The following is a 24,881-nucleotide window of genomic DNA, read 5'->3' as shown; positions in this document are numbered from 1 at the left end:
TGTTATGAGCAAAATTTTGGTTATGCTGGATGAAAAATCGTATGAAGTCAGTTTTGATCTGCCCACACCGCCGGAAAACCAGCTAACGGTGCAGGTGAACGGCGAGACGCTCACAGTGCAAATTCCAGACCCATCTGCCACACTCAATGATCACGCCTGGATGTTTGTGGATGAACGGCCGTATGAATTGCTGTTCGATCCTGATTTGCGCTGGGTGGCTAGCCACAAAGGATTGCACCCGGTAGACGTGCGCGATCTTGAGGCAATGGCCCCACGCCACCGCAGCGGCGACGGCCGTCTCAAAGCACCCATCCCCGGCCTCATTGCCCGCTATTTAGTGGACGTTGGCGATGAAGTCACGGCTGGGCAGCCGGTGGTCATTTTGGAAGCAATGAAGATGGAAAACGAGGTGCGATCGCCGACGAACGGCCGTATCGAAGCGATCCACGTTGCCCCCGGTGAAACCGTTGCCAGCAACACCCTTTTGGTAGAGATTAGTTGAGTCGGTAATCAGTAGGTCAGTAATCAGTAATCAATCTATACACTGCTTCACTGTTTACTGACCTACTGTCCACTGAATACTGGTAACTGTATTTGACATTTACCAGGGCGTATGGCAAAATCCTCCCTCGAAAAGCCCCTGTAGCTCAATTGGATAGAGTGTTGCCCTCCGAAGGCAAAGGTTCCAGATTCGAATTCTGGCAGGGGCACACAAATTGACGAAAAGCTCACCATTTGGTGGGCTTTTTTTTGTTAGGGTGGGATTAATTTTGTGTGATTGTGAAAGGATGCCCCTGCCCTATACATTTACAATTCTCGATTTGCTATGAAACTCTGGAACGCGGGTGTAATGAAAAGTTGTGTAATGGAAGCAAGAAGCAGAAAATGGGGGGATGAAAAAAGAACTCGATGAAATGCTCAACAGATTGAACCAGTGGGAAGCAGAGAACAAAGATGCCAATTTGACACAAATGGAAGAAGCGATTGATGCTGAGTTAGCTGGAATTAGGCAGCAATTGCTCGCACAAATGGCCAGAGAAGGGAAGGCGGCTAGGGTGGACTGTCCAAACTGCGACCAGCCAATGATGAAAAACGGGAAGAAAACGCGAACGTTACGAACCAAAAACGGCGACAAAGTCACAATTGAAAGGGAGCAAATGAGGTGTCATGAATGTGGGATGACACTTTTTCCCCCTGGATGAAAAACTCAGGTTGCTGAGAGGCGCGTATACGCCGCAAGTGCAAGAGGCCGTAACCCGATTAGGTAGCCGGCTACCCTATGCAGAAGCCCAAGAAGAGTTAGAAATGATGTGGGGCCTCGACATCTCCGTAGCAACCGTACGAGAAATCACGCTGCGAAACGGCCGTCTAGCAGATGAGCTAATTGAAATAGAAAAAGAACATCTGGAAAAGACAGCCCCCAAAGCAATAGCCAAACCAAAGCAACTCATTGTAAGTGCAGATGGGGCAATGGTACAGCTAAGAAATGGCGAATGGCGCGAAGTAAAAACGGTTGCCTTCGGTGAATTTGAGACTATCTGGGATGCTAAAAAACAAGAAGTCGTGACCAAAACAGGCAAGATAAGCTACTTCTCAAGTGCAGATAAGGCAGAGTTGTTTAGCGACAAGGCAATTGTCGAGTGGCAGCGACGGGGTGGGGAGAATGCTGAAAAAGTTGTCGCGGTTAATGATGGTGCTGTCTGGATACAGGGCTTCATCGACTATCATTGCCCCACAGCGACACGCGTGATTGATTTTGCCCATGCCCAAGGGTATATCGCCACGATTGGCAAAGCCCTGTATGGGGCAGAAAGTGACCGTTTCCAACAATGGTATCCCCAGATGTCTAAACAGTTAGGCACAAAAGCACCCCAACGAACGCTGAATGAATTGCGTTTCCTATGGACACAAAACCAAGCCCACCCAGCAGCGGATGAAATAGAAGCAGCGATTCGTTATCTTGAGCGACGTCAAACGATGATAGATTATCCACATTTCAGAAAAAACGGAATTCCCATTGGATCTGGGATAGTAGAGTCTGGGCATAAGGTGGTGATGCAACGACGGATGAAACAGGCTGGGATGCGCTGGGCGGATGAAAACCTCAATCCGATGCTTGCCTTGCGCATGGCAATCTGTAACAAGTGCTGGCGTGCTTCTTGGCAAGCGATTCAGGCTCATTTTCTGGCTACAAAACAGGCGCACCGTCTGCTGGAGAAGGCAGAAGCTCCGCAATCTCAGCTTGTTACTGAAGCAGATGTTGAGAATTTAGAGAAGCTGGCGGATAGGATACCTAGGCGTTCACAAAAGAGGCAGCCGTGGCAAGACCATCGGTGGATTTTTCCTCACAGAGCACGGCCGTTACACAAAATCTAATTACACCCCTGGAACGCTTATCAAGTTTGACGAATGGGGTTCTTTTTTTTAATATATGTTTGGTTGTTGTCGCGGCCCACTGTAATTTCAGATTAATTCAAGATTGCATTTTTTTGTGATTGCTTTTTAGCTCAGTCCAGATGACATAAATCGCATGTGTGTTCTAAAGGCCAGGAAAATATAAATATATGAAGCCAAAAGAAACTGAAATAAAGAAGTGGCTGGAGAATCTTTCAAACGTTAGTCTTTCTATCCCAGATTTTGTTGTTCCTAAAAATCATATTGCCAGCGGAGGTCAAGGGGTTGTTTATCGTGGAATAATGAAAGAACAAGACGTAGCAATCAAGATTTATCTCCCAGGTCAAGTTCAAGAAAGGATAGACCGTGAAATTAAGGCTCTGAAGAAATTGAACTGTTATAGTATTGTGAAATGGCTTTGGGATGGGAAGATAGTAGTAGGAGATTTTGAGCTGATAGTTGTCGTCACGGAATATGTAAACGGAGTTCCACTGCACAAAATAATAAAAGCTAGAGAACTTGACGAAAATGAAATATCAATAATTACTTACGATGTGACTCAAGCTATTAAGGCAATGTGGGGTTATCGTGCCGTTCATCGAGACTTGAAACCCAGCAATATTATTCTTAAGCCAAATGGGCGTGCGATGGTGATCGATTTAGGATTAGCTAGACATTTAGATGAATCCTCAATTACACAGTTTGGTGCTACTTGGGGCACAATAGGTTATTTATCTCCAGAACAGTTTCGTACAACTAGGCAACTTACATGTAAATCAGATATTTTTGCGTTAGGGGTTATCATTTTGGAATGTGCCTTGGGAAGACACCCGACATCCAAAAATCAACAAGTCCTTGAAGCAACAGGTTTTCATGAACAATTGCCTGAGTTAATGAGCGATTGGACAAATGTCAAAATAATAAAAAACATGCTTCATCCGCGACCAACTGCTCGACCGAAACCAGAGGAGATTATTAAAGCATTTCTCAATCATGCCCCTAATACATCGTTAAATAAAAGAAGTAAAAATCTTGTTGATGAGCAAATAGTTCGATAAGCTGGAAGGATGAAAAAAGAACATGTTACCCTCAGTGAAGCAGATCGAGCTTATTTGCAAAACTTGATCAAGAAAGGCAGTTTACCCGCCAAAACCTTTAAACGAGCAACCGCCCTCATCGAATTAGATCGAGGTCGAACCTTTACAGAAGTTGCAGCCATCGTTGGTGTCGTTATCCAAACCGTATCAACCTGGGCCAAAAAATATCAGGATTCAGGGTTGGCTGTCTTAACCGACAAACCAAGGCCAGGCCGCCCAACCGTCATTGACGGACTGCAACGAGCCAAGATCACAGCATTGGCTTGCTCTGACCCGCCAGCAGGATAGGAGAAATGGTCATTGCGGCTATTAGCTGACAAAGCCATCGAGTTGGAATTAGTCGAGACCATTTCCTATGGGGAAGTGCGACTCATTCTCAAAAAAACGAACTCAAACCGCACCTGAAACGATATTGGGTAATTGGCAAGATAACCAGTCGGTTTATTGCCAAAATGGAGCGCATTCTTTGGCTTTATGCCTTGCCTTACAATCCGCTTTACCCGGTTGTCTGCTTTGATGAACGACCCTGTTTTCTCATTGATGATGTGATGCAACCCATTGCTATGCAGAATGGCAAGGTGCGTAAAGAACATTATGCCTACGAAAAAAATGGTTCCTGTGCGCTCTTAGCTGCCATTGAACCATTGACTGGCAACCGCTTGGCGCAAGTGCATCGCCAGCGTACCAAAAAGGAGTTCACCCTGTTTTGCCAAGCCTTAGCAGCCGCTTATCCAGATGCGATCAAGATTCGTCTGGTCTTGGACAATCTGAACACACATGATGAGAGTGCTTTTTACGAAAACTTGCCTGCAGACAAGGCGTTTGCTTTAGCGCAACGATTTGAATTCAATTTCACGCCGAAATCGGCCAGTTGGCTAAACATGATTGAAATTGAGTTTTCAGCACTGACGCGTCTTTGTCTTAATCGTCGGATTCCGACCATTGAGAAACTAGAATCGGAAGTGATGGCATTGATCCCTGAGCGAACGCAAAAACGCATCAAAATTAATTGGCAGTTTTCCATCAAAGATTGCCGCAAAAAGCTAAATGCTCGTTATTCGGTTGTTAATGAGGCAAATTCTAAATTCAAGAAAGCTTAATACTTCTTATTTAACGGTGTACTAACTTCCAATAGGCAAATATCTCATGGCTTTTTATGCAAATTTAGGATACAGGTTTAAAGCTCCAAATAAAACTGAAGTGCCCCTATTACTACACGGTAGTATTATTTTAAGCAGTGCTATCCATATGGATCAACTTGTTCGTCGCAGAAACCTGGAAAAACAATACCCACACATGCGGAGAAGATTGTTTGATCCTCAACTTTATCTAGCTGAATTAGATGCTAACGAGTCAAGTGGACATTGTGCGAAACTAGCTACTTATCCATGGTTTGGAATTAAAGATTTGGATCGATATCAAAGTTCCATTCAAAAACAATCTGACTGGAAAAAAGAAATTGAAAAAGATATTGTCAAATTATGGCCGAGAACGACCCCTACTGATCCCGAGATCATTAAGAACTCAGTAGCAGAGTGCATAGACATTCAATGCCGTCTTGGTTGTCAAGCAATTATCTTGCCCAGCCCCTTAACGCAAAATGTCAACTCAAACTATTCTCGAGAATTGGTATGGTTAGATGCGGCCATTGACTATGTAGCTAAGGCCAAAATCAGACTCCCGATTTATGCGACTATCGCAATATCCGACAATTGCCTACGTTCAACAGAGCCTTTTTCAAACACGTTAGTAGACTTAATACTTGATACAGTAAGCGCAAGAGAAATCAATGGTGTGTATCTTGTACTTGAACAGGACGGAGCACCGAATGAAACTCGACATTGTGCAAATGTTCGAGTCTTGAGAACAATTTTGCATATGGTTCATATTTTCCACCACGATTGTCAAATCAAGGTAGCAGTCAACTTTTTAGGACAATTCGGACTCGCATGTTTGGCTGCTGGGGCAGACTTGTGGGGCAGCGGATGGTATAAAAGCGTCTATCGTTTGCGATTAAGGGATAAACTAGGAGAAGGTCGGGCTAGACCCAGCTACTGGAGTTACGCTGCCGCGATGGACATTCACCTTAAAAATGATTTCGATGTATTAAACAAGACTGGTGCAATAAATACAATTATTGATAGGGCTCAACTATGAAATGTGTGCAGCTTGTCTGGAAGTGACTGTCACATTGGCACACACTTTTCACCCATGAGCCATTGATAGAACAGTAGCATCATCGGGATTATTGTTAGCAACTTCTTCAGGAAGTCAAGTTAAAGATGTTCCTTTGTGGAGGTATCGCATTGGAAATGTAGGGGCAGCCAGAGAGCATTATTGGAGATCGTGTATTATAGCTGAAGAAACACACTCAACTGAATCGCTAAACCAAAGAATTGAAATTGTCGAGAATTGGCTAGAAAAAGCCGCTAAACACGCAGAAGATATTGAAGAGATATTAGGTTATTCTAGAATGACTCGCACTGAACATGTAAGAGCTTGGCATGAAGCATTTGTTCTTTACCGTGAAGACCACAATGTTTGATGACTTAGGCTTCCTGCTGATGCAATTAGGAATTCACGATCAACCCCTGAATAGTTTGCCTGAACCTGGGGAAACACGAACCAATCCATTTTCTCGGGTAAAATTGCGCATAAACCGATTCCCAACTCACGAAATTTCTCAAGCACAGTAAGCTTTTTAGGCATCTGATAAGGATCCATTGCTACAAAAACCTTATCAGCAAAATTTAGATAATCTTGAGCTTGCTGAATAGCTCTCTTCCAGTTTGATAGTTTGGCTTCTACGGCAACAACTTCAGCCTGAACAGTTTTCATTTCGGTAGATAATGCAAATTTGCCAGAATTTATTGTTTGTACGGCTCCACTATTAATTAACTCATTTATAGTTTGAACGACAATCCCTCGAGGAGGCATATAAAATCGAGCGGCTATTTCTTCTAAGGATAATTCAAACTCATTTCTCAACCACCATAAAACAAAGCAATGCCTGTTGGCAAATTTACGCGGCCAGAGATGAGGATTTGGAACCTGCTTAAAGCTCACGTAAATGAAATCTGGAATGCAAGAACCCATATGAACTTCACGTCGTATTAATGTGTTTGCGTATGAGCCATCTAGTTTTAGCTGCATTTTGAATAAATCCAATTGTAATTCATATTCAGATGAATACAGACGGCTTTTTTTTGATGAATTTCTGATTGCAATTGGCATCATTTACCTCCTTGGCATTCTTCACAGCAAAATATATCACATTTACATAAAATATGCTCTAGGTGGCCTAGACATATTGCTGTTCTTGTGATAATATTAGAACATAAGTTCTAATACTGCAATAGGAATGCATCATGAGCAAATATGTGATTACACCAATCAATGAAAATAGAGCCAAGCGGTGGGAAAGGGTGTACGGCTGTATCGAACTTCCCGTAAAATACCCGCTGCCGCATCTGGCCTGCACCCAGCGGTGGGGGGATGTGCCGGTTTACTATTTGGATATTGCGGCTGTTCCCGATGCGCTGCTAGACCGACTGGCAACGTTTGAAGCCCGCCGCACCCGCACCAGCTACCAGGAAGCACGCATAGCCGTGCGGCGCGAATGGCTCATCCGGGCCGATGAATGCCAGCCAGCCCGCAAAGTGATGCCCACGCCAGCCGCCCCCTCCTGGCAGCCCGCCTTCCCCTTTTTACAAAAGGTACCGCTGCGCCCACGCCGCCAGCACGTTAGATTCAGTTAACAACAGCAAGAAGTTCAACTTTTCTATTTGCCAGAGAAGCGTGGCAAACCAAAAAAGTTGAACTTCTAAACTCGTTTGTGAAAGCTGTTGATTGAAATGCTTGCTAGCCGTCAAATTTGAAAGACACTTTGACTTTGGTACGATAGCTAACCACTTTTCCGTTTTCGATCTGCATATCCTGCTCCACAACTTCGGCAATACGCAGGTCGCGCAGCGTCTCGGCGGCACGTTCCACCGCCGCAGCGGCCGCTTTCTCCCAAGACTCTTCACTGGTTCCCACAAGTTCAATTACTTTGTAAACACTTTCAGACACAATCTTCCTCCAGAAGGTGTGGCTGCGAACGAGCCAACGGCCGTTCCCACACCACCTAAGGCTCCCCAAAAATAAAGTAAACTACCCCTATAAAATAACATACCGGATAGTCCAATCGCAACAAAATCTAGGGTGTATGAACAACTTGCCAGACAAAGCGATTAACCCACGCAAAGTCGCAAAGGAAAAACTTAGCGACTTTGCATGAAACATAATGACAACTCGTTCGTAAACCCCTAAATCTAGACGGCCGCTGCCATTGGCACACTAGCTGGCTTCACGCCCAGCCGCGCTAGTGCCGCCTTCCCCCGCACCGTCATGTCCGAAGTAAATTTGAACTGGTCTCGCCCGTCAATCGGGTATGCCTTTAGCCGGTAATGCGTCCCCCACGGCTTCTCAATCACAATCACCGAGATGGGGCGGTCTAGCTGCAAATAAGGGCTGGTGAGTGCCACCTGGCGCAGCTTTTGCCGCACAATTTCGGCATCATGCTCAGGGTGCAGATAAAAGTCGGCCACGCATTGGTGTTCGCGCTGGCCGCTGTTGTCGTTGTAAATGATGCTGTCCCACATCAGCTTGTGGGGGATGAGTACCACCGTGTCATCTGGCGTCACCAGTTGGATGGCCCGGAAGCCCAGGGCAATCACTTCGCCGTAAGCGTCGCCAATCTTCACCCAGTCGCCAATGCGATACGGCCGTTCATAAATCGTAACGACTCCAGCAATGAGGCTGCTCACGTAATCCTGAAAGGCAAAGCCAATAGTAATCGCCACCGCGCCAGAGACTGCTAACACGTTTTCCGGCGTCGGGTCAATGACCAGCGGCACAATGCGCATGAGTGCCACTACCACCAGCAGCAGTTGCAAAATGGGCATGAGCGGCAGCACGTACAGCCGAAACCGACTGGGGATTTGCTCGGTGAGCCAGGGTAAAAACCATTGCAGACTACGCAGCCCAACCCAAAACAGGATCAAAATGATGATGATGCGAATGATGTTGCTCTGCGTTAAATGCGAAACAATTTCAATTGGGTCGATCATCTTTGTTACCTCCAAAACTTATTACGCTGCTCAAAACCAATTCTCCGGAAACTGTGTGGCAAGCGTCACGCTTTTTGAGTAGTTTCCGGGGAAATATATGGCTAAAAATCATCAACTAGATACCCTTCATTGGCCAAGAAGCTGCGTACGGTGGGGTAGGCCAGCAGGGGCACCTGCCACAGCTCATCCGCTTTTTCCAGCAAATTTGCGTGCCAAAACATCTGCAAAATGCGGCGCACTTCATTGTGCGAAAGCGGCGTAAGATCGGCAATGAGCGTAGCGGAGGCCCCGCCATGTAGCAAAATAGTGTGCAGCACCAGCGATTCGTTGGTGCCCAGACCATTTGGCACGAGGGGTAACTGCAAACGAGACCACGGCTGCACCCAGACGGTGTATCGTTTATCGTCACCCGATAATGGTTCTTGCCGAGGCATATTTCTCTTGCTTTCGGCCGTCACTTCCAGACTTTGCCGCCAAAGCTGCCAGATCACGCCAGGCAATCCCCGGCTATGTGCTGCCAACTGGCGGAAGAAGTGGGGCACAGAGACCCAGTCGCCGTACCGTTCTACCTCGCCAGGCGTCCGAAAATGGGCCACTGCTTTGTCGTACATTTCTGCCAGCGGAAAAATCAGTTTGCCATCTTCAATTTGCCGAAAGGTGAAACGGCCGTTGTGAATGCGGTTGGCCATGAAGGGAAGCCAAAATTGCACTTTGGCCCCGTCAAATGGAGCCAGCACCAGCGGGGTGGGAACCATTACATCAATTTGCAGCGTCTTTTTTAGGTACGTCCAGGCCCAGCTATCGCAAGCTATCAGGCAGCGGCGGCGCGTGGTTTGTAGCCAGTCCAGCAGGCGGCTGAGCAGTTCTAGCCCTTCTTGGTGGCGCAAGAAGCATTTGCCCAGTTGGGGAATAACCAGCGGGGATAATGCTGGGCGCGTTACCTGATCCAGCCAGGCATCGCCACCCCCTAAAATTTGCCGCACGGTGGGTGCGCCCATAACTTGCCACTCATTTTGCCGCGCCAGGGCCACGGTTGCTTCGGCCACGCCGCTGCCGGGTGGCCCCACCAGCATTTGGATGGCTTGTTCGCCCTCTTTGGCTAGCTGCCAGCTGTGCAAAGCGGCCGTGAGTGCCGTAATAATTTGATCAGAATCGGGGGGCGGTGCCACGCGGTTTAGCAGGTACGGGGGCATCGAGAAAAAATTTCTTTGGCCGAACAATCTGGGTTGCAAGCGAGACAGCCACGATTGGCCGCTGTTGCGCATGGTTTGATGGAGGGCGGCTGTCGGCCGCCGAAATTGTGTGATGGGGACATACTCCCACAGCGGTTTGTAAAGTTGTTTTTGCACGCTTTGTTCTGCTCCTGCTGCTGCCTGCGTCGCTTGAGAATAACGTGCAGATAGCAGCACAAATCGGCGTTTGTGAATAAAAAAAGTGGATATGAGAAACGGGCTGCAATTTTGGGCAGCGTTTTAGGAGCTATTGCGTGAAGAAGTATTTGAAGAAGCATCTGGACTATACAAAGAGTCGGCACGGCCGTTAATAGGAAAAAAGGCACATTCAAATGATGCTATTTGGCGCAGCCCATTGTGGACTAGATTGGGGTAAAATGGCGGCATGAAGCAGCCATCAACATCGGCAACACAACCAACTTCGCATATTGTTCGCCATCGCCTAAGGGTGCAAGGCGTAGTGCAGGGGGTTGGTTTTCGGCCGTTTGTGTACGGTTTGGCGCAGCAGCACAGGCTGTCTGGCTTTGTGGGCAACAACAGCAGTGGGGTGTTTATTGAGGTTGAGGGGGCGGCAACGGCCGTTTCCCACTTCCACCACGCACTCACCCACAACCCACCACCGCTGGCCCGCATTGAGGACATCACCATAGACGAACTGCCCCTGCAAAACAGCGAACACTTTGTGATTGCCCACAGCCAGGCGCAGGCTGCCGCCAACACGCTCATCTCTCCCGATATTTGCCTGTGCGACGACTGCCTGCGCGAACTGTTTGACCCAAACAATCGCCGCTATCGCTATCCGTTCATCAACTGCACCAACTGCGGTCCCCGCTTCACCATCATCAAAGACATTCCCTATGATCGGCCGTTTACCACGATGGCCGAATTTGCCATGTGTGCCGATTGCCAGGCGGAGTACGACAATCCGCTGGATCGTCGTTTTCATGCCCAGCCGAATGCGTGTGCGGCGTGTGGGCCGTCTGTCTGGCTCGAAGTTGGTGAGCAGCCATCAGTCATCGGTAGACAGTTATCGGTGAACGGGGAGGGGGTGATTGAAGAGGCGCAGGCGTTGCTGGCGGCGGGGCAGATTGTGGCGGTGAAGGGGCTGGGGGGCTTTCATCTGGCGTGTGACGCGACGAGCGATGAGGCTCTGGCGACGCTGCGGGAGCGCAAGGGTCGGGTGGACAAACCGTTTGCCGTGATGACCCGCGATGTGGCTACCGTGCGCCACTTTGCCCACCTGTCTGCCGCTGAAGAAGCATTGCTTACCAGCAAAGAACGGCCGATTCTGCTCCTACGCCAAAAAGCCAACAACCCCCTCTCCAAACTGGTGGCCCCTGGCAATAACACCATCGGCGTCATGCTGCCTTACACGCCGCTCCACTACCTCCTGCTCGATTTTCAATCTCCGATCTCCAATCTCCAATCTCCCGTCCTCGTCATGACCTCCGCCAACTATAGTAACGAACCCATCGTCAAGGACAACGACGAAGCCCGTGAACGACTGTCTACTCTGGCCGACGCTTTTTTGATGCACAATCGGGATATTTACGGCCGTTGCGACGACTCCGTTGTGCGAGTAACCAGTAATGTCGCTGCGCGACCGCTTCGCGTACGGTATTCAGTAAACAGTGAACCGAATACTGATTACCAATTACCGATTACTGAACACTGTTTACCGATCCGTCGCTCCCGCGGCTACGCGCCTTTCCCAGTGAAATTGCCCTCTAAAGTACCGCCGACGTTGGCGGTGGGGGGCGAGTTGAAAAGCACCTTTTGCCTGGCCAAAGGCGACTACGGCTACATGAGCCAACACATCGGCGATATGGAGAATTTGGAGACGCTGGACGCTTTTGCAACGGCCGTTGCCCATTACAAAACCATCTTCCGCACCGAGCCAGAAAAATTGGTCTGCGATTTGCATTCCGGTTATTTATCCACTCGCTGGGCGCAAGAGCAGACTGATTTACCTGTGATTGCCGTGCAGCATCACCATGCCCACATCGCCAGCGTTATGGCCGAGCATGGATTGGACGGCCGTTCCCCCGTCATTGGCTTTAGCTTTGATGGTACGGGCTACGGTACGGATGGCGCAGTTTGGGGTGGCGAACTGCTGCTGGCCAATTACGCGGGGTTTGAACAGGCGGCGCATCTAAAATATGTGCCGTTGGCCGGGGGTGATATGGCGGTGAAACGGCCGTATCGCCTGGCCTTGGCCCACCTGTACGCCGCCGGGCTGCCCTGGGATGATGATCTGCCTTGCGTCGCTGCCTGCCCGGAACCCGAGCGGCACGTTTTGCGGCAGCAAGTAGAACGCAATCTTAACAGCGTGCCGACCAGCAGCATGGGGCGGCTGTTTGATGCGGTGGCGGCGCTGCTGGGTGTGCGCCAGACGGTAACGTATGAAGGGCAAGCGGCCATTGAGCTGGAGGCAATTGCTGCGCCAAACGTTACCGATAGCTACCCATTTGCCTTGTCAGACGACTTTTTTGATGCTGCACCCATTTTTGCCGATATTGTGGTAGATTTGCGGGCAGGGGTGACAACGGCCGTTATCGCCGCCAAGTTTCATAACGCCGTGGCCAACCTCATTGTGCAGCTGAGTTTGCAGATGCGGCGGCAGCATGGTTTGAACCAGGTGGCGTTGAGTGGTGGTGTCTTTCAGAACGTGACCTTGTTGGAAACGGCCGTGCGTCAACTCCGCCACCACAATTTCGACATTTTCACCCATCGCCTCGTCCCCCCCAACGACGGCGGGTTGGCCTTGGGACAAGTAATGATTGCAACGGAGCGTAAATAACTCTCAAAAATCTCTGTGCCCTCTGTAGCTTAAAAAGGAAGGCTCAACTATTAAAAGTGTGCGAATCGGGTAAAATTGGGAATCATGGAATTCCCAATCACCGATTTACTCGACAAAGAAAACTGTACACAATGGATCATTGAACATTTCCATCCCAATGGCTTTGGGTGTCCGGTCTGTCAAGTCGGCGTAGACCAAGCCCGCAAGTTCCGAACGACAAAGCGCAGTCAACTGACCGTTTACCGTTGCCAACAGTGTCAAGCCGCTTACAACTTGTATACGGGAACCGTTTTCCAACAACATCATTTGACTCCAATGCAAGTCTTGTTGCTCGTTCGCGGTGTCCTCAAAGGAGAACCTGCGACAATCTTGTCAGCCGAATTGGGCATCAACTACCCAACGGTTTTGAGGTTGCGTCATGACCTGCAAGCGAACGCGGAACAGCTCCAACCAGAAACCCCGCTCCTGGATGATGAAACTGAAACCGATGAAATGTTTCAGAATGCGGGGGAAAAAAGGGTGTGAGCATTTCGACTCAGCTGACCCGCCCCGTCGTCGCGCCAACAAACGGCGAGGGCGTGGCACGTATGCCAATGACCGACCGCCTGTTGTGGGCACAGTGGGGCGTCAATCTGGACAAGTTCGCTTGCGTGTTGTTAAAGATACAAAAGGTGAGACCCTGGTTGACCACGTGCATCGCTTTACGCTAGCTGGGTCTCAACTGTATACAGACGAATACCAAAGCTACAATCATGTGATTCGCCCACATGCCACCGTCTCTCATGGCGACAAGGAGTGGGCGCGTGATGACGATGGTGACGGGATTCGCGAAGTGCATGTCAACACGGCCGAAGGCATGTGGACGGATGTGCGTAACTTTTTAAGGATGTTCAAAGGTGTGCATAAGAAAAACTTGAGCGGTTACATTGCGATATGTGAATTCAGGCGGAATGTGAAGCGTATCTCACCGGATTTCATCTCAGCTTTGGTCACTCTGCACACTTTCGACCCATGAGCCAAAAGGAAAATGATATGTGCTTAGGTATTCCCGGAAAAGTAACTGAAATTTATGAGGCCAACGGCACCCGCATGGGCAAGGTTGACTTTAGCGGCATCCAAAAAGAGGTCTGCTTGGCGTACCTGCCAGAAATTGAAGTGGGCGACTACACCATCATTCACGTTGGCTTTGCCATTACCCAACTAGATGAGGAATCTGCCTTGGAAACGTTGGCTCTGTTTGAGGAGATGGGTGTTTTGGAAGAGGAGTTGCTGGCAGAAGAGGAGCAGACAACATGAAATATTTAGAAGAGTTCCGCGACCCAGAGCTGGCTCAAAAGCTGTTTGCCGAAATTGACCAATTAGCCACCCAAAAATGGGTGATGATGGAGGTGTGCGGCGGCCAAACCCATTCCATTATTCGCAACGGCATTGACCAACTCTTAACCGACAAAATTGAACTGATTCACGGCCCTGGCTGCCCAGTCTGCGTCACGCCACTGGGCGTGATCGACAAGGGGTTGGCCATTGCCGCCCGCCCTAACGTCATCTTCTGCTCCTTTGGCGACATGCTGCGCGTACCGGGCAGCAAGAAGGATTTGTTCCGCGTGAAGAGCGAAGGTGGCGATGTGCGAATTGTTTACTCGCCGCTGGACGCGATTAAAATTGCCCGTGAAAATCCAGACAAAGAGGTCGTTTTCTTTGGCATCGGCTTTGAAACAACAGCCCCGGCTAACGCCATGGCGGTCTTTTTGGCGAAGCAGCAAAATCTAAAGAATTTCTCCATGCTTGTTTCGCACGTGCTGGTGCCGCCCGCGATCGAGGCGATTTTGCAGTCGCCTAGCAACCGGGTGCAGGCGTTTTTGGCGGCGGGGCATGTGTGCAGCGTGATGGGCTATTGGCAATACCAACCCCTTGCTGAAACCTACAAGGTACCGATTGTGGTAACTGGTTTTGAGCCGCTGGACGTGCTGGAAGGGATTCGGCGGACGGTGGCGCAGTTGGAAAACGGCCGTTCCTCCGTAGAAAACGCCTACCCCCGCGCCGTCACCGAAAAAGGGAATGCCGCCGCCCAAAAGATGCTGAGCGATGTGTTTGCCGTGACTGATCGGCAGTGGCGCGGCATTGGCTTGATTCCACGAAGCGGCTGGGAGTTGAGCGAGGCGTACCGGGAGTTTGATGCGGCCGTTCGCTTTGATGTGGGCCATATTGAAACCAAAGAGTCGGCCCTGTGTCGCAGCGGCGAGGTGCTGCAAGGGCTGATCAAGCCCAACGAGTGTGCTGCCTTCGGCGAAGAGTGCACGCCCCGCAATCCGCTGGGGGCCACAATGGTTTCCAGTGAGGGGGCTTGTGCCGCGTATTACCAGTACGGCCGTTTCATTTCCGTCGAAAACGTTGCCGTGACAGATTAAAAAGGGATTGGAGACTGGAGATTAGAGATTGCCTGCCTGAAATCTCCAATCTCTAATCTCCAATCTCACTTACTCGAAAGGACCAATTTTGAGCAAAGAATCAAGAACTAACAATCTGGATTTTGAAGGCTGGGTCTGCCCGATGCCGCTGCGGAGTTACCCCAACATTGTGCTGGGGCATGGCGGCGGTGGCAAGCTGTCGGCGGAGCTGGTGGAGCATCTATTCCTGCCAGCGTTTCGCAATGAGCAGCTTGAAGATTTGGGAGATGCGGCCGTTTTTACTATGTCGGGCCAGCGTTTAGCCATTTCTACCGATTCGTTTGTGGTACGGCCGCTTTTCTTCCCCGGCGGCAACATTGGCGAACTGGCCATCAACGGCACCGTCAACGACATCAGCATGAGCGGAGCCAAGCCACTTTACCTCACCGTTGGCTTCATTATCGAGGAAGGGCTGCCGCTGAGTGCCCTGGGGCAAATTGTGGACAGCATGGCAACGGCAGCGGCCACGGCGGGGGTGGCCATCATCTCCGGGGATACGAAGGTGGTGGACAAAGGCCACGGCGACGGCGTGTTCATCAATACAAGCGGCGTGGGTGTGGTGCCAGATGGTTACTCGATCGGGCCAAATCAGGCGAAGCCGGGGGATGTGGTCATCGTCAGCGGCACGATTGGCGACCACGGCATGGCGATCATGAGCGTGCGCGAGGGGCTGGAATTTGAGGCCCCGATTGTCAGCGATACGGCCGCACTCAACGGACTTATCTCACAGATGCTAGACGTGTGTCCCCACATTCACGTACTGCGCGACCCAACGCGGGGCGGGGTGGCCTCTTCGCTCAACGAGATTGCCCAAAGCTCCCAAGTGGGCATTGTGCTAAATGAAAACAAGATTCCTGTGAATCCGGCGGTGAAGGCGGCCTGTGAACTGCTGGGGATGGACCCGATTTTTGTGGCCAACGAGGGGAAATTGCTGGCCATCGTCCCGGAAAACGAGGCAGACCAGGTGGTTGCAGTAATGCGGAATCATGAATTGGGGCGGGAAACGGCCGTTATTGGCCAAGTCGTCTCAGCGCACCCCGGCATGTTGGTGGCCCGTACCGGCATTGGCGGCACGCGGGTCATCTCTATGCAAATTGGGGAGCAGCTGCCCCGCATCTGTTAGGTGTTTGTTCTAATATTTAAGCCTGGATGACTCGTCTTTATTAGACTTCTTTTTGCGTCTGTCTTGTTTGTAATACCAGCGCAAGAAATCTTCTTTGGTTTTGTAAGTGGAGCTATTTTTGTGATCTGGCTTTGGAGCTTTCTTTTTTTCTTTCACGCAAATTTCCTTATCTGTAAACGGTACGGATAGAAAAACGGCCGTTTCAAACCAACTTGGTTCCGAAACGGCCGTTTGCTTTTAGGGACACAAAAATACGTAACTTTACCAACGTAGATGAAACTCGTCAGGCGCAAGGATAGTGACCTTTGGCGATAAGTCCAGTAAATCTAACAGCTTAGAGGCAAACGCTCACAAAGCGAGAAATTTACGATGATTCTTCTATTTCTAATCCGAGTGCCTCAAAATCTGCCTCATCTAGATACCGTTTAATCATGTACCATGCACCCCAGTAGGTGATGAGGGCTGAACCGGCAAACGAGGCAATCAGAAAAATGAAGCGGGGGAAAAGGGTGCCAATGGCCAGGGGGATGAGCGAGACAGCGGCAACCAGAATGCCCCAAAACGCATGGGCCACGGTGAGCCGCAAACCGTTCCGCAGCCAGCTACGCAGCGGCTGATCCAACGTAACCAACAGCGGCCACAAATAGACATTTGCCACAATAAGAAACAAACCGAAAAGCGAGGTGATGATGAAGGCGGGCAAGGCGATGGCTTGCTCAAAGCCGGTTTGCCAAATGACATACAAGTTCAGGCCAATCAGCACGCTCAGCACCAAATCAATTACGCCCAAGACGGTTGCTTTACGCCAGTAGCGGCGTGTCGCCTGCCAAAATGTAATGAGCGGCGTGTCTGGCGACTGTCCCCGCGCCCATGGGGCGACTGATGCAAACAGTGCGGCCGTTACCGCCGGAATCGTAATCACAAAAAGGGAGCCGCCCACCCACAGCATGTTGAACAGAATAAAATTGGTGAGCGTGTTAAAAAGCTCTAGCAGGTTGGATGGTGAGCCATCACTTTGTTTGAACATGGTTGGTTTAGCCTACAGATTTTTGCCGTGCTTATGCGCGTCGTTTCTTTCGCACGTAGATTGTTTTCTTTACTTTGGCGACCAATTCGCCATCAGCATCCTTTATCTCAACGATAAAGGTTGGGAAATATTTTTCACCATTGGCCGTATTTTGCCTGATTTCTTCCAGGACGTCATCCGAAATGCGGATTGTAGAAGTGACTTTTCCTTGGCCCGGTTTGATAAACTCGATCTCTGCCGCTTTATCCCAAACCATGTACTCTTTGCCCAATAGCTGCATCAAAAGCAGCATCAGGTGTGGGTCTATCATAGAGTAGAGGCTGCCGCCAAAGTGTGTGCCAACAAAATTGCGATTGTACCAGCGAAGCAGCATCGTTACGTGAAGCTCCTTCCAATCATCGCTGATAGTTGTGACCCTGACGCCAGCACCAAGATAGGGCGGATAGATGTTCAGCAAGCGTTTTAGCAGCCTGGGCGTAGTTTTCATCAATTCCCATTCCGCGATTTGACAATCTCGGCCATGATCGCCAGCGCGATTTCCTCTGGGGTTTGGGCCGCGATGTCCAGGCCAATTGGGGCATGGATTCGGCCGATCTCGGCATCACTAAAACCGTAGCCACGCAGCCGTTCAACCCGCTTGGCGTGGGTTTTTTTGCTGCCTAATGCGCCAATGTAGAAAGGATTGGCTTGCAAAATGATTTTCAGTGCGGGATCGTCAATTTTAGGGTCGTGGGTGAGCAGGGCAACGGCCGTATCCTCTCCAATCTCCACCTCCGCAAACGCTTTGTCCGGCCACGCCTGGATGAGCTGGTCCACGTGCGGAAAACGCTCGTTGCTGCCAAAGGCGCGGCGCGGGTCGATGACCAAGGTGCGGTAGCCGAGCGTCTGGGCAAAGCTGGTAAGAGCCATAGCAATGTGCACGCCGCCGACGATGATCAGGGTTGGGGCGGGGCGGATGGCGTCTATGAAAATTTCAATATGGTCACCTAGCTGAACGCGCTGTGGGTGAGTGGCTTTGGCTTCGGCAGCAATCGCCTGTGTATCGAGGGTTTCGGGCCCCAGCGAACCGAGGCGTTCACCCTCACGGCTCACCGCCAGCTTGCGTCCCAGCAGTTCCTCCGGCCCGCGAATGACGGTGATCACAGCTCCTGCAAGTTTGTTTTGGATGAGGTTGTAAATGAATTGGGTAACGGCCGTATCTAATGGCTCCACAAAGACCTCAATTGTACCGCCACAGGCCAGCCCGACGTCCCAGGCGGTCTCGTCAGCCACGCCGTAATGCAGCAGCTTGGCCCGATTGGTTTGCAGAGCGGCCGTGCCTTCCTCGAACACTGCCCCTTCCACACAGCCGCCACTGACAGAGCCAGCGATACGGCCGTTGGGCGTCAGGGCCATCTTGGCACCCACCTTGCGCGGCGCAGACCCCCACGTTTGCACCACTGTGGCCAGAGCCACGGCCTCATTGTCAACTTGCCAGCGATTAATCTCGTTAATCACTTCCTTCATCAATTTTTTCCTCTAGCTTTTTCTCTTTTTCCGCCAACATCTTGTATACGTCATCCAAACTATAGTCGCCAATGATCAGTTCGCGCACGTCTTGCCCCAACTGCACGCTTAGGCCGCCAATGCTGCCACGTGGAAAGCCAGTTTCAATACGGTTGTCAAATAGCATGATTCAAACGTATTGATAGGACGCTGTTCCTATTACGTTGTCGCCGAGATACAAAAAAAAGGCAGCTCATTTTAATATAATTGCTCCAGAAAAATTGTTCAAATCCTGAAGCGTCTCCCGATAAAAATCATAGATGTTTGGCGGCAAGGCGTCTGGCGCAAAAAATTCGGCAGCCACCGTTTCATCCGTTTCCTGGCACAAGGTGCCTGTCCACTGGGTTACCTGAAACACAAACGCAAGCATTTGATGTTTTCCACCATAGCTGTTGGTAAAGTGGAAGCGCGGTTCAGAATAGATAGCAATTAAGGTTGCTTCCTGTACCGATAAACCACTTTCTTCCCAAACTTCGCGCTTCAAAGCGTCCAATACAGATTCATTAAGTTCTATCGATCCGGCGGGTAAAACCCAATCACCGTTGTCACTCCGCTTAACGAATAAAATATGTCCATGCTCGTCTTGAACAATGCCACGAACGGCCGGAACAATGACGCGCTGATTGCCCATGAATTTGCGTAGTTGACCATGATAGCTTTCTTCAAATGGAATCGTCATATTCGGTTCCTCAGCGATAAGATTTGACACCGACGCGTGGACAGATGGCAAATAGCGGGCAAGTTGTGCAGCGGGGGCGGCTGGCGGTGCAAATGTGCTTGCCAAAGGGAACCAGCAGCCGATTGATGTCGATCCAATATCTCTTTGGCAGCTTGTTTTGCAAGGCGACCATCGTTTTTTCTGGCGTCTTCTCTGCCACATACCCCCAGCGGTTGGTGATGCGATGGACGTGAATATCGACGCTGATGACCTTTTGGCCGCAAGCAATGCCCAGTGCCAGATTAGCACACTTTGGTCCCACGCCTTTGAAGGACAAGATGAGATCGCGGTCACAGGGAAGTTTGCCCTCAAATTCATCCACCAACCGGTGGGCAATTGCTTTGATTTGCTCTGCTTTTCGCTCGGAGAATGAACTGCGGTGAATGATTCTGGCAATTTCGGCGGCGTTCAATGTTGCCATTTGCTGCGGCGTACGGGCGCGGGCGAAGAGCTTTAGCGAGACGGGCAGGGAGACTTCATCATAGGTGCGGATGGACAAAATGCAGCCAACAAGCTGCTCGAACGGGCTGTCATGCCCTTTTTCAGCGAGTTCAAACATGGCAGCCTTGGGAAACGGCCGTACCGCCTCCGCCACCCGCTTCATCACCACATCAATATCAAACGTTTCCTTTGCCATAATTTTTTTGGACGCGGACTAGCGCGGATGACACGGATAAAAAAACAGCGTTTATCCGCGTCCTATTCTACCGATCCTTGATGAAGGCAGCCCCGGATAATTTGAGCCGTTGGCGGCGAGACGGCCGTTTCCCCACCGTCAACTGCTGCAAATGCGTCGCCAACTCTTCCAGGCTGGCCAGATTGTGCACGGGCAAAAAGTCGTCGATGTACGGCAATGCCGCCTGCATGCCGCGCGTCAGCGGTTCGTACGCCGCCGAGCCAAGCAGCGGGTTTAGCCAGATGAGTCGATGGCAGCTCCGTTGCAAACGGCCGATTTCCTTTTTTAGCAGCACCGGATCGCCCCTGTCCCAGCCATCGCTAATGAGCAGCACCGCCGCGCCCCGACCCAGCACGCGCCGCCCCCAGTCGAAATTGAATGTTTTCAGCGATTGGCCAATGCGCGTACCGCCGGACCAATCCGTTACCTCGCGGGAGACTTCTGCCAGGGCGCGATCAATCTCCTTGCCATGCAGTTGCCGCGTAATGCGGGTGAGGTGAGTGCTAAACACAAACGCCTCTACTTCCTGCGTTAGCCCCTTCGCCAAGCTGTAGATGAAGTGCAGCAGCAGCCTCGCATACCGCTCCATCGAACCGCTAATGTCGGCAATGACGACGAGTGGGCGCGGCTTGAACTTGGCTTGGCGGCTGCGCCATTCAAGCATTTCGCCACCGTAGCGCAGATTCCGCCGCAGGCTGCGGCGCAAATCCAGCCGCTGCCCGCGCCCCGGCTGCTGCCGCCGGGTGCGTCGCAGCCCTAGCTGCCACACCATTTGCGCCATAAATCGCTTGACGGCATGTAATTCCTGCTGCGTTAGTTCGCCAAAATCTTTTTGGCGCAGCACCTCATTCGAGCTGTACGTTTGCGTCACCTCAATAACTTGTTGCACCTCTGCGACGTCATTTTTTGCTTTGTCGCTGCCATTTGGCGTATTTTGCAGTGCGGGCGGGGCGATGATGGGTTCATATTCGAGTACATTGGGATGTCTTTTTGGTAAATTGTTGAAGACAATTTTTTCGCGCGGGGCACGCCAAAATAGCGCAAATGCTTGCTCAAACAGAGGCAGATCTTCGCGGTTGTGAACCAGCAGGCAGCGGGCAGTGTAGAAGAAGTCTGACCTTTGCGCCAGATTCACATGCTCGAGTGCTTGCGCCAAATCAATCATCCGGCTCGGATTCACGTCCATGCCCAGGACGCGGAGAAAATGGCCGAATAAAATCAGGTTGTGCAGCAGGTAGTTGTTGGTCATGGATGGTTACGTATTGGCTCTTGCCCGCTCAATAATTTGTCGGGTCGTTTCCCCACGCACTTTTTCAATATCATCCTGGTATTTGAGAATGACGCCAACAGTGTTTTCCACAATTTCCACGCTGAGTGCCTGGGTATCCAGCGCAACCAAAGCGGCCGTCCAATCCAACGTTTCGGCCACGCCGGGAATTTTGTACAAATCTTGCTGGCGCAGCTCTTGAATGAAATAAGTCACTTGCTCGGCCAGCTGGTCGGCGGCGTGGGGCAGCTTGGCGCGCACAATGTCGTACTCTTTCTCAAAGCTGGGGTAATCGATCCAGTAGTAGAGGCAGCGACGCTTGAGCGCGTCGTGGACTTCGCGGGTGCGGTTGGAGGTCAGCACCACAACCGGGGGTTGGGCTGCTTTAATCGTGCCAATTTCTGGAATGCTAATTTGGAAGTCGGATAGGATTTCTAGCAAAAACGCTTCAAACTCTTCATCGCTGCGATCAATTTCATCAATGAGCAAAACGGGGGGGTGTGGTTTGCTGTGCTGGATGGCTTGGAGGAGCGGCCGTTCCAACAAATATTCCGGGCCAAACAGTTCAGCCTCGGTGGCTCGCTCGCCGCGTGACTCCAGTAGACGAATGTGCAGCATCTGGCGGGTGTAGTTCCATTCGTACACTGCCTGGTTCACGTCCAGCCCCTCATAACATTGCAAGCGAATCAGTTCAGTGTCCAGCAAATCGGCCATGACCTTGGCAATTTCCGTCTTGCCCACACCAGGTTCCCCTTCTAAAAAGAGAGGCCTTTGTAGCTTTAACGCCAAAAAAGCGGCCGTTGCCAACCCACGATCGGCAACGTAATTTTTGCCGTGAAGTGCTTCTTGTAACTGGTCGATTGACTCTATTTCCATCTGTTCTCCGTTGTTTCGGTAATCAGTAGACATTATCGGAAATAGGAATCTATCCACAGATTAACGCAGATTTTTTCCTCTAATCTGCGTCAATCTGCGAAATCTGCGGATTAGTTTTTGACATAATGTTAATTCCAATAATGTCTAGTTATCCGTGATCGGTACTGTTGCTGTGCGACCGCTTCGCGTTCACCGTTTACCGCTTACTGTGCTGTAAATCCCCCATCTATTGTCAACGCTGTGCCGTTTACAAAGGAGGCTGCATCGGAGCAAAGCCAGAGCACCGCTTCGGCAACTTCTATCGGTTCACCCAAGCGGCGCATGGGGTTAATCCGCTTGGTGGCTTCCACAAATTGCGGAAATTCGACAAAGCCCCGTTCAACCATCGGCGTGCGAATGACCGAGGGGCAAACTGCGTTAATGCGAATGCCTTTGCGCGCGTATTCTAAAGCAGCCGATTTGGTTAGGCCAATGACGGCGTGTTTGCTGGCTCCGTAAACAGGCATGGAGTGGGTGCCGACCAGCCCAGCCACTGAAGCGGTATTGACGATGGCCCCGCCACCCTGGGCAATCATCTGCGGAATTTGGTATTTCAGGCAGAGCCATACCCCTTTTACATTGACGGCCATGATCTGATCAAACTCAGTTTCGGTCACGTCAACAGTGCGATCCGTGTGCCCTTCGATTCCTGCGTTGTTGAAGGCGATGTCGAGACGGCCGTATGCCCCCACCACGGCATTCACCATATTTTCCACCTGGGCTGCCTGCGATACATCCGTCTGCACAAAGATGGCCTGGCCGCCCGTCTGCGTAATTATCTGCACCGTTTCCTGGCCGCCCTTCGGGTTCAGGTCGGCAATGGCGATTTTGGCACCGTGATTTGCAAAGAGAACGGCCGTTTCCCTGCCAATACCAGAGCCACCACCCGTGATCAGGGCAATTTTACCGTCTAGCTGCATGGGAACCTCCTAAACTGTTTCAGTAACCTAAACTGATTACTGATTCACTGACAACTGGTTACGGTCAAATCAGTGCCATCTTTGCCGAAAAATGGCGCAGCACAGCCGGGGCGTCCACAATCTTCACGCCGCGAATGCTTTCCTTCATGTTGTTGACATAAAGTAATACTTCCGCCAGATAATCGACGTGGCTTTGCGTGTAGACGCGGCGCGGGAAGGCCAGGCGCACCAGCTCCATCGCGGCGGGCTTTTCGCTGCCGTCTGGTTGTTGGCCAAACATCACTGAGCCAATCTCTACGGAGCGAATACCCCCTTCCAAATAGAGTGCCAAAGACAAGGCCCAGGCAGGATAGTCGCTTTGCGGAATGTGGGGCAGCATGGATTTGGCGTCTATGTAAATGGCGTGGCCGCCGGGCGGCTGCACAATGGGGATGCCGTTTTCGGTGAGAATATCCCCCAGGTAAGCGACGGAGCGGATGCGGTATTGCAAATAATCTTCGTGCAGCACCTCTTCTAGCCCTACGGCCAACGCTTCTAAATCGTACCCGGCCAAGCCGCCATAGGTAGGGAAGCCTTCGGTGAGGATGAGCATATTTTTGCATTTTTCTGCTAGTGCATCGTCATTGAGGGCGAGGAAGCCGCCAATGTTGCCCATCCCATCCTTTTTGGCGCTCATGGTGGCCCCATCGACGTAGCTGAACATTTCTTGGGCGATTTCCAGCGGCGTTTTGTCGGCGTACCCTTCTTCGCGGGTTTTGATGAACCAGGCGTTTTCGGCAAAGCGGCAGCAGTCGAGGAAGAGGGGGATGCCGTGTCGGCGGCAAATCTGGCTGGCGGCGCGGATGTTGGCCATGCTCACAGGCTGCCCGCCACCGGAGTTGTTGGTAACGGTGATCATCGCCAGCGGCACTTTACCCGGATTTTCGACAATGGTGCGCTCTAGCTTTTCCAGATCAATATTGCCTTTGAAGGGCAAAATAACGGCTGGATCGTGTGCTTCGGGGATGGGTATGTCGTGGGCCACGGCCCCTCGATATTCGGTGTTGGCGCGGGTGGTGTCAAAGTGGGTGTTGTTGGGCACGATGTCGCCCGGTTTGAGCGTGGAGCCGAATAAAATGCGCTCGGCGGCGCGCCCCTGGTGGGTGGGGATAACGTGTTTGAGGCCGGTAATGGTGCGCACGGCCGTTTCAAATTTGTAAAACGACTTGGCCCCCGCATACGACTCATCCCCCAGCATCATGCCCGCCCATTGGCCGGAAGACATGGCCCCAGTGCCGGAATCCGTGAGCAGGTCAATGAGCACGTCTTCGGCCTTGAGCAGAAACAGATTGTAGTAGGCTTCTGCCAGCAATCGCTCTCGCTCCTCGCGGGTGGTTTGGCGGATCGGTTCGACGGTTTTAATGCGAAATGGTTCAATAATGGTTTTGAACTTCATGAAGTGCCTCCGGAAAAGTGGGTTGATAGTGGTTGGTGGTTGGTTTGTGAGATGAACTAGCCACTAACCACCAGCCACAATGTACTGGGTGGTCTCTCAAGTCTGTGGGAAATAGAAACCTGGCACAATTTTAACAGCTTACCAACTTGCAATGCCAATTGGGTGATGATGAGC

The 24,881-nt window shown here is 50.9% G+C and carries 30 protein-coding genes and 1 tRNA gene; 16 read left to right on the top strand and 15 right to left on the bottom strand.

The window, feature by feature from the left end; translation table 11 throughout:
- Window positions 1-4 precede the first annotated feature (4 nt).
- The 9 genes from ACOQPU_RS12425 (at window position 5) to ACOQPU_RS12385 (ending at window position 6,036) form a co-directional block, all read left to right on the top strand.
- Window positions 5-502, top strand: a complete 498-nt coding sequence (locus tag ACOQPU_RS12425; protein WP_420645423.1) for a biotin/lipoyl-containing protein — start codon at window positions 5-7, stop codon at window positions 500-502.
- 134 nt (window positions 503-636) lie between these two features.
- Window positions 637-710, top strand: a tRNA-Arg gene (locus ACOQPU_RS12420).
- A gap of 183 nt (window positions 711-893) precedes the next feature.
- On the top strand, window positions 894-1,202 hold the full coding sequence (locus tag ACOQPU_RS12415) for a YgiT-type zinc finger protein (RefSeq protein ID WP_420640639.1): 309 nt from the start codon (window positions 894-896) through the stop codon (window positions 1,200-1,202).
- A 37-nt stretch (window positions 1,203-1,239) separates the two neighbouring features.
- Window positions 1,240-2,376 carry a hypothetical protein gene (locus tag ACOQPU_RS12410; RefSeq protein WP_420640640.1) on the top strand — a complete coding sequence of 379 codons (1,137 nt, stop codon included), beginning with the start codon at window positions 1,240-1,242 and terminating at the stop codon, window positions 2,374-2,376.
- A 188-nt stretch (window positions 2,377-2,564) separates the two neighbouring features.
- Window positions 2,565-3,452 (top strand): serine/threonine-protein kinase, encoded by an 888-nt coding sequence (locus ACOQPU_RS12405; protein ID WP_420645422.1) that lies wholly within the window; start codon window positions 2,565-2,567, stop codon window positions 3,450-3,452.
- 9 nt (window positions 3,453-3,461) lie between these two features.
- Window positions 3,462-3,779 carry a helix-turn-helix domain-containing protein gene (locus ACOQPU_RS12400; RefSeq protein ID WP_420640548.1) on the top strand — a complete coding sequence of 106 codons (318 nt, stop codon included), beginning with the start codon at window positions 3,462-3,464 and terminating at the stop codon, window positions 3,777-3,779.
- 47 nt (window positions 3,780-3,826) lie between these two features.
- The gene (locus ACOQPU_RS12395) at window positions 3,827-4,591 is read left to right on the top strand and encodes an IS630 family transposase (protein WP_420645806.1); all 765 of its coding nucleotides are present in this window, start codon (window positions 3,827-3,829) and stop codon (window positions 4,589-4,591) included.
- A 46-nt stretch (window positions 4,592-4,637) separates the two neighbouring features.
- A complete protein-coding gene (locus ACOQPU_RS12390; protein WP_420645421.1) occupies window positions 4,638-5,648 on the top strand; it encodes a hypothetical protein in 1,011 nt (336 codons plus the stop codon).
- Window positions 5,649-5,739: 91 nt separating this feature from the next.
- Window positions 5,740-6,036, top strand: a complete 297-nt coding sequence (locus ACOQPU_RS12385; RefSeq protein WP_420645420.1) for a hypothetical protein — start codon at window positions 5,740-5,742, stop codon at window positions 6,034-6,036.
- On the opposite strand, the gene ACOQPU_RS12380 is transcribed toward ACOQPU_RS12385, so the two are convergent.
- Window positions 6,012-6,728 (bottom strand): hypothetical protein, encoded by a 717-nt coding sequence (locus ACOQPU_RS12380; RefSeq protein ID WP_420645419.1) that lies wholly within the window; start codon window positions 6,726-6,728, stop codon window positions 6,012-6,014. The two genes, ACOQPU_RS12385 and ACOQPU_RS12380, sit on opposite strands and share 25 nt — an antisense overlap.
- Before the next feature lie 131 nt (window positions 6,729-6,859).
- Between ACOQPU_RS12380 and ACOQPU_RS12375 the strand changes: the two genes are divergently transcribed.
- Window positions 6,860-7,249 (top strand): hypothetical protein, encoded by a 390-nt coding sequence (locus ACOQPU_RS12375; RefSeq protein ID WP_420645418.1) that lies wholly within the window; start codon window positions 6,860-6,862, stop codon window positions 7,247-7,249.
- Window positions 7,250-7,352: 103 nt separating this feature from the next.
- Here the strand turns inward: ACOQPU_RS12375 and ACOQPU_RS12370 are convergent, their stop codons facing one another.
- From ACOQPU_RS12370 to ACOQPU_RS12360, 3 genes are all read right to left on the bottom strand, one after another.
- Window positions 7,353-7,562, bottom strand: coding sequence for a dodecin family protein (locus ACOQPU_RS12370; RefSeq protein WP_420645417.1), 210 nt, complete (start codon window positions 7,560-7,562; stop codon window positions 7,353-7,355).
- A gap of 242 nt (window positions 7,563-7,804) precedes the next feature.
- Window positions 7,805-8,602: a mechanosensitive ion channel family protein gene (locus tag ACOQPU_RS12365; RefSeq protein WP_420645416.1), complete on the bottom strand. Its 798-nt coding sequence runs from the start codon at window positions 8,600-8,602 to the stop codon at window positions 7,805-7,807.
- A 101-nt stretch (window positions 8,603-8,703) separates the two neighbouring features.
- Entirely contained in the window at window positions 8,704-9,951 is a 1,248-nt protein-coding gene (locus tag ACOQPU_RS12360; protein WP_420645415.1) for a hypothetical protein, read from the bottom strand.
- Window positions 9,952-10,219: 268 nt separating this feature from the next.
- Between ACOQPU_RS12360 and hypF the strand changes: the two genes are divergently transcribed.
- The 6 genes from hypF to hypE all read left to right on the top strand — a co-directional run bounded on the left by hypF (window position 10,220) and on the right by hypE (window position 16,204).
- On the top strand, window positions 10,220-12,634 hold the full coding sequence (hypF, locus tag ACOQPU_RS12355; RefSeq protein WP_420645414.1) for a carbamoyltransferase HypF: 2,415 nt from the start codon (window positions 10,220-10,222) through the stop codon (window positions 12,632-12,634).
- 84 nt (window positions 12,635-12,718) lie between these two features.
- Complete coding sequence (locus ACOQPU_RS12350) at window positions 12,719-13,159, top strand: hypothetical protein (RefSeq protein WP_420641526.1); 441 nt, start codon at window positions 12,719-12,721, stop codon at window positions 13,157-13,159.
- Entirely contained in the window at window positions 13,137-13,649 is a 513-nt protein-coding gene (locus tag ACOQPU_RS12345; protein WP_420641525.1) for a transposase, read from the top strand. Before ACOQPU_RS12350 ends, ACOQPU_RS12345 begins: the two co-directional genes overlap by 23 nt.
- Window positions 13,650-13,666: 17 nt before the next feature.
- Window positions 13,667-13,930 carry a HypC/HybG/HupF family hydrogenase formation chaperone gene (locus ACOQPU_RS12340; RefSeq protein ID WP_420645413.1) on the top strand — a complete coding sequence of 88 codons (264 nt, stop codon included), beginning with the start codon at window positions 13,667-13,669 and terminating at the stop codon, window positions 13,928-13,930.
- Window positions 13,927-15,042 (top strand): hydrogenase formation protein HypD, encoded by a 1,116-nt coding sequence (hypD, locus tag ACOQPU_RS12335; protein ID WP_420645412.1) that lies wholly within the window; start codon window positions 13,927-13,929, stop codon window positions 15,040-15,042. The genes ACOQPU_RS12340 and hypD overlap by 4 nt, the downstream gene beginning before the upstream one ends.
- Before the next feature lie 142 nt (window positions 15,043-15,184).
- Window positions 15,185-16,204, top strand: a complete 1,020-nt coding sequence (gene hypE, locus ACOQPU_RS12330; RefSeq protein ID WP_420645829.1) for a hydrogenase expression/formation protein HypE — start codon at window positions 15,185-15,187, stop codon at window positions 16,202-16,204.
- A 9-nt stretch (window positions 16,205-16,213) separates the two neighbouring features.
- Here the strand turns inward: hypE and ACOQPU_RS12325 are convergent, their stop codons facing one another.
- From ACOQPU_RS12325 to ACOQPU_RS12275, 11 genes are all read right to left on the bottom strand, one after another.
- Window positions 16,214-16,360, bottom strand: a complete 147-nt coding sequence (locus ACOQPU_RS12325) for a hypothetical protein (RefSeq protein ID WP_420645411.1) — start codon at window positions 16,358-16,360, stop codon at window positions 16,214-16,216.
- Window positions 16,361-16,568: 208 nt separating this feature from the next.
- Window positions 16,569-17,231: a YesL family protein gene (locus ACOQPU_RS12320; RefSeq protein WP_420645410.1), complete on the bottom strand. Its 663-nt coding sequence runs from the start codon at window positions 17,229-17,231 to the stop codon at window positions 16,569-16,571.
- A gap of 31 nt (window positions 17,232-17,262) precedes the next feature.
- Window positions 17,263-17,718 (bottom strand): DUF4442 domain-containing protein, encoded by a 456-nt coding sequence (locus ACOQPU_RS12315; protein WP_420645409.1) that lies wholly within the window; start codon window positions 17,716-17,718, stop codon window positions 17,263-17,265.
- Window positions 17,718-18,737 (bottom strand): XdhC family protein, encoded by a 1,020-nt coding sequence (locus ACOQPU_RS12310; RefSeq protein ID WP_420645408.1) that lies wholly within the window; start codon window positions 18,735-18,737, stop codon window positions 17,718-17,720. Before ACOQPU_RS12310 ends, ACOQPU_RS12315 begins: the two co-directional genes overlap by 1 nt.
- Window positions 18,721-18,903, bottom strand: a complete 183-nt coding sequence (locus ACOQPU_RS12305) for a hypothetical protein (RefSeq protein ID WP_420645407.1) — start codon at window positions 18,901-18,903, stop codon at window positions 18,721-18,723. Before ACOQPU_RS12305 ends, ACOQPU_RS12310 begins: the two co-directional genes overlap by 17 nt.
- 66 nt (window positions 18,904-18,969) lie before the next feature.
- The gene (locus ACOQPU_RS12300) at window positions 18,970-19,455 is read right to left on the bottom strand and encodes an NUDIX domain-containing protein (RefSeq protein ID WP_420645406.1); all 486 of its coding nucleotides are present in this window, start codon (window positions 19,453-19,455) and stop codon (window positions 18,970-18,972) included.
- Window positions 19,456-19,465: 10 nt separating this feature from the next.
- Complete coding sequence (locus tag ACOQPU_RS12295) at window positions 19,466-20,131, bottom strand: endonuclease III domain-containing protein (protein ID WP_420645405.1); 666 nt, start codon at window positions 20,129-20,131, stop codon at window positions 19,466-19,468.
- Window positions 20,132-20,198: 67 nt separating this feature from the next.
- Window positions 20,199-21,419 (bottom strand): vWA domain-containing protein, encoded by a 1,221-nt coding sequence (locus ACOQPU_RS12290; protein WP_420645404.1) that lies wholly within the window; start codon window positions 21,417-21,419, stop codon window positions 20,199-20,201.
- A 6-nt stretch (window positions 21,420-21,425) separates the two neighbouring features.
- Complete coding sequence (locus tag ACOQPU_RS12285; protein ID WP_420645403.1) at window positions 21,426-22,313, bottom strand: AAA family ATPase; 888 nt, start codon at window positions 22,311-22,313, stop codon at window positions 21,426-21,428.
- 203 nt (window positions 22,314-22,516) lie between these two features.
- Window positions 22,517-23,272 (bottom strand): SDR family oxidoreductase, encoded by a 756-nt coding sequence (locus ACOQPU_RS12280; RefSeq protein ID WP_420645402.1) that lies wholly within the window; start codon window positions 23,270-23,272, stop codon window positions 22,517-22,519.
- 64 nt (window positions 23,273-23,336) lie between these two features.
- Window positions 23,337-24,707, bottom strand: coding sequence for a tryptophanase (locus ACOQPU_RS12275; protein ID WP_420645401.1), 1,371 nt, complete (start codon window positions 24,705-24,707; stop codon window positions 23,337-23,339).
- Between the last annotated feature and the right edge of the window lie 174 nt (window positions 24,708-24,881).

The organism is Candidatus Leptofilum sp. (assembly GCF_965223285.1).
Lineage (GTDB): Bacteria > Chloroflexota > Anaerolineae > Promineifilales > Promineifilaceae > Leptofilum.
The sequence above is the reverse complement of the archived record's forward strand: the minus strand, read 5'-3'. Positions and strand labels throughout refer to the sequence as shown.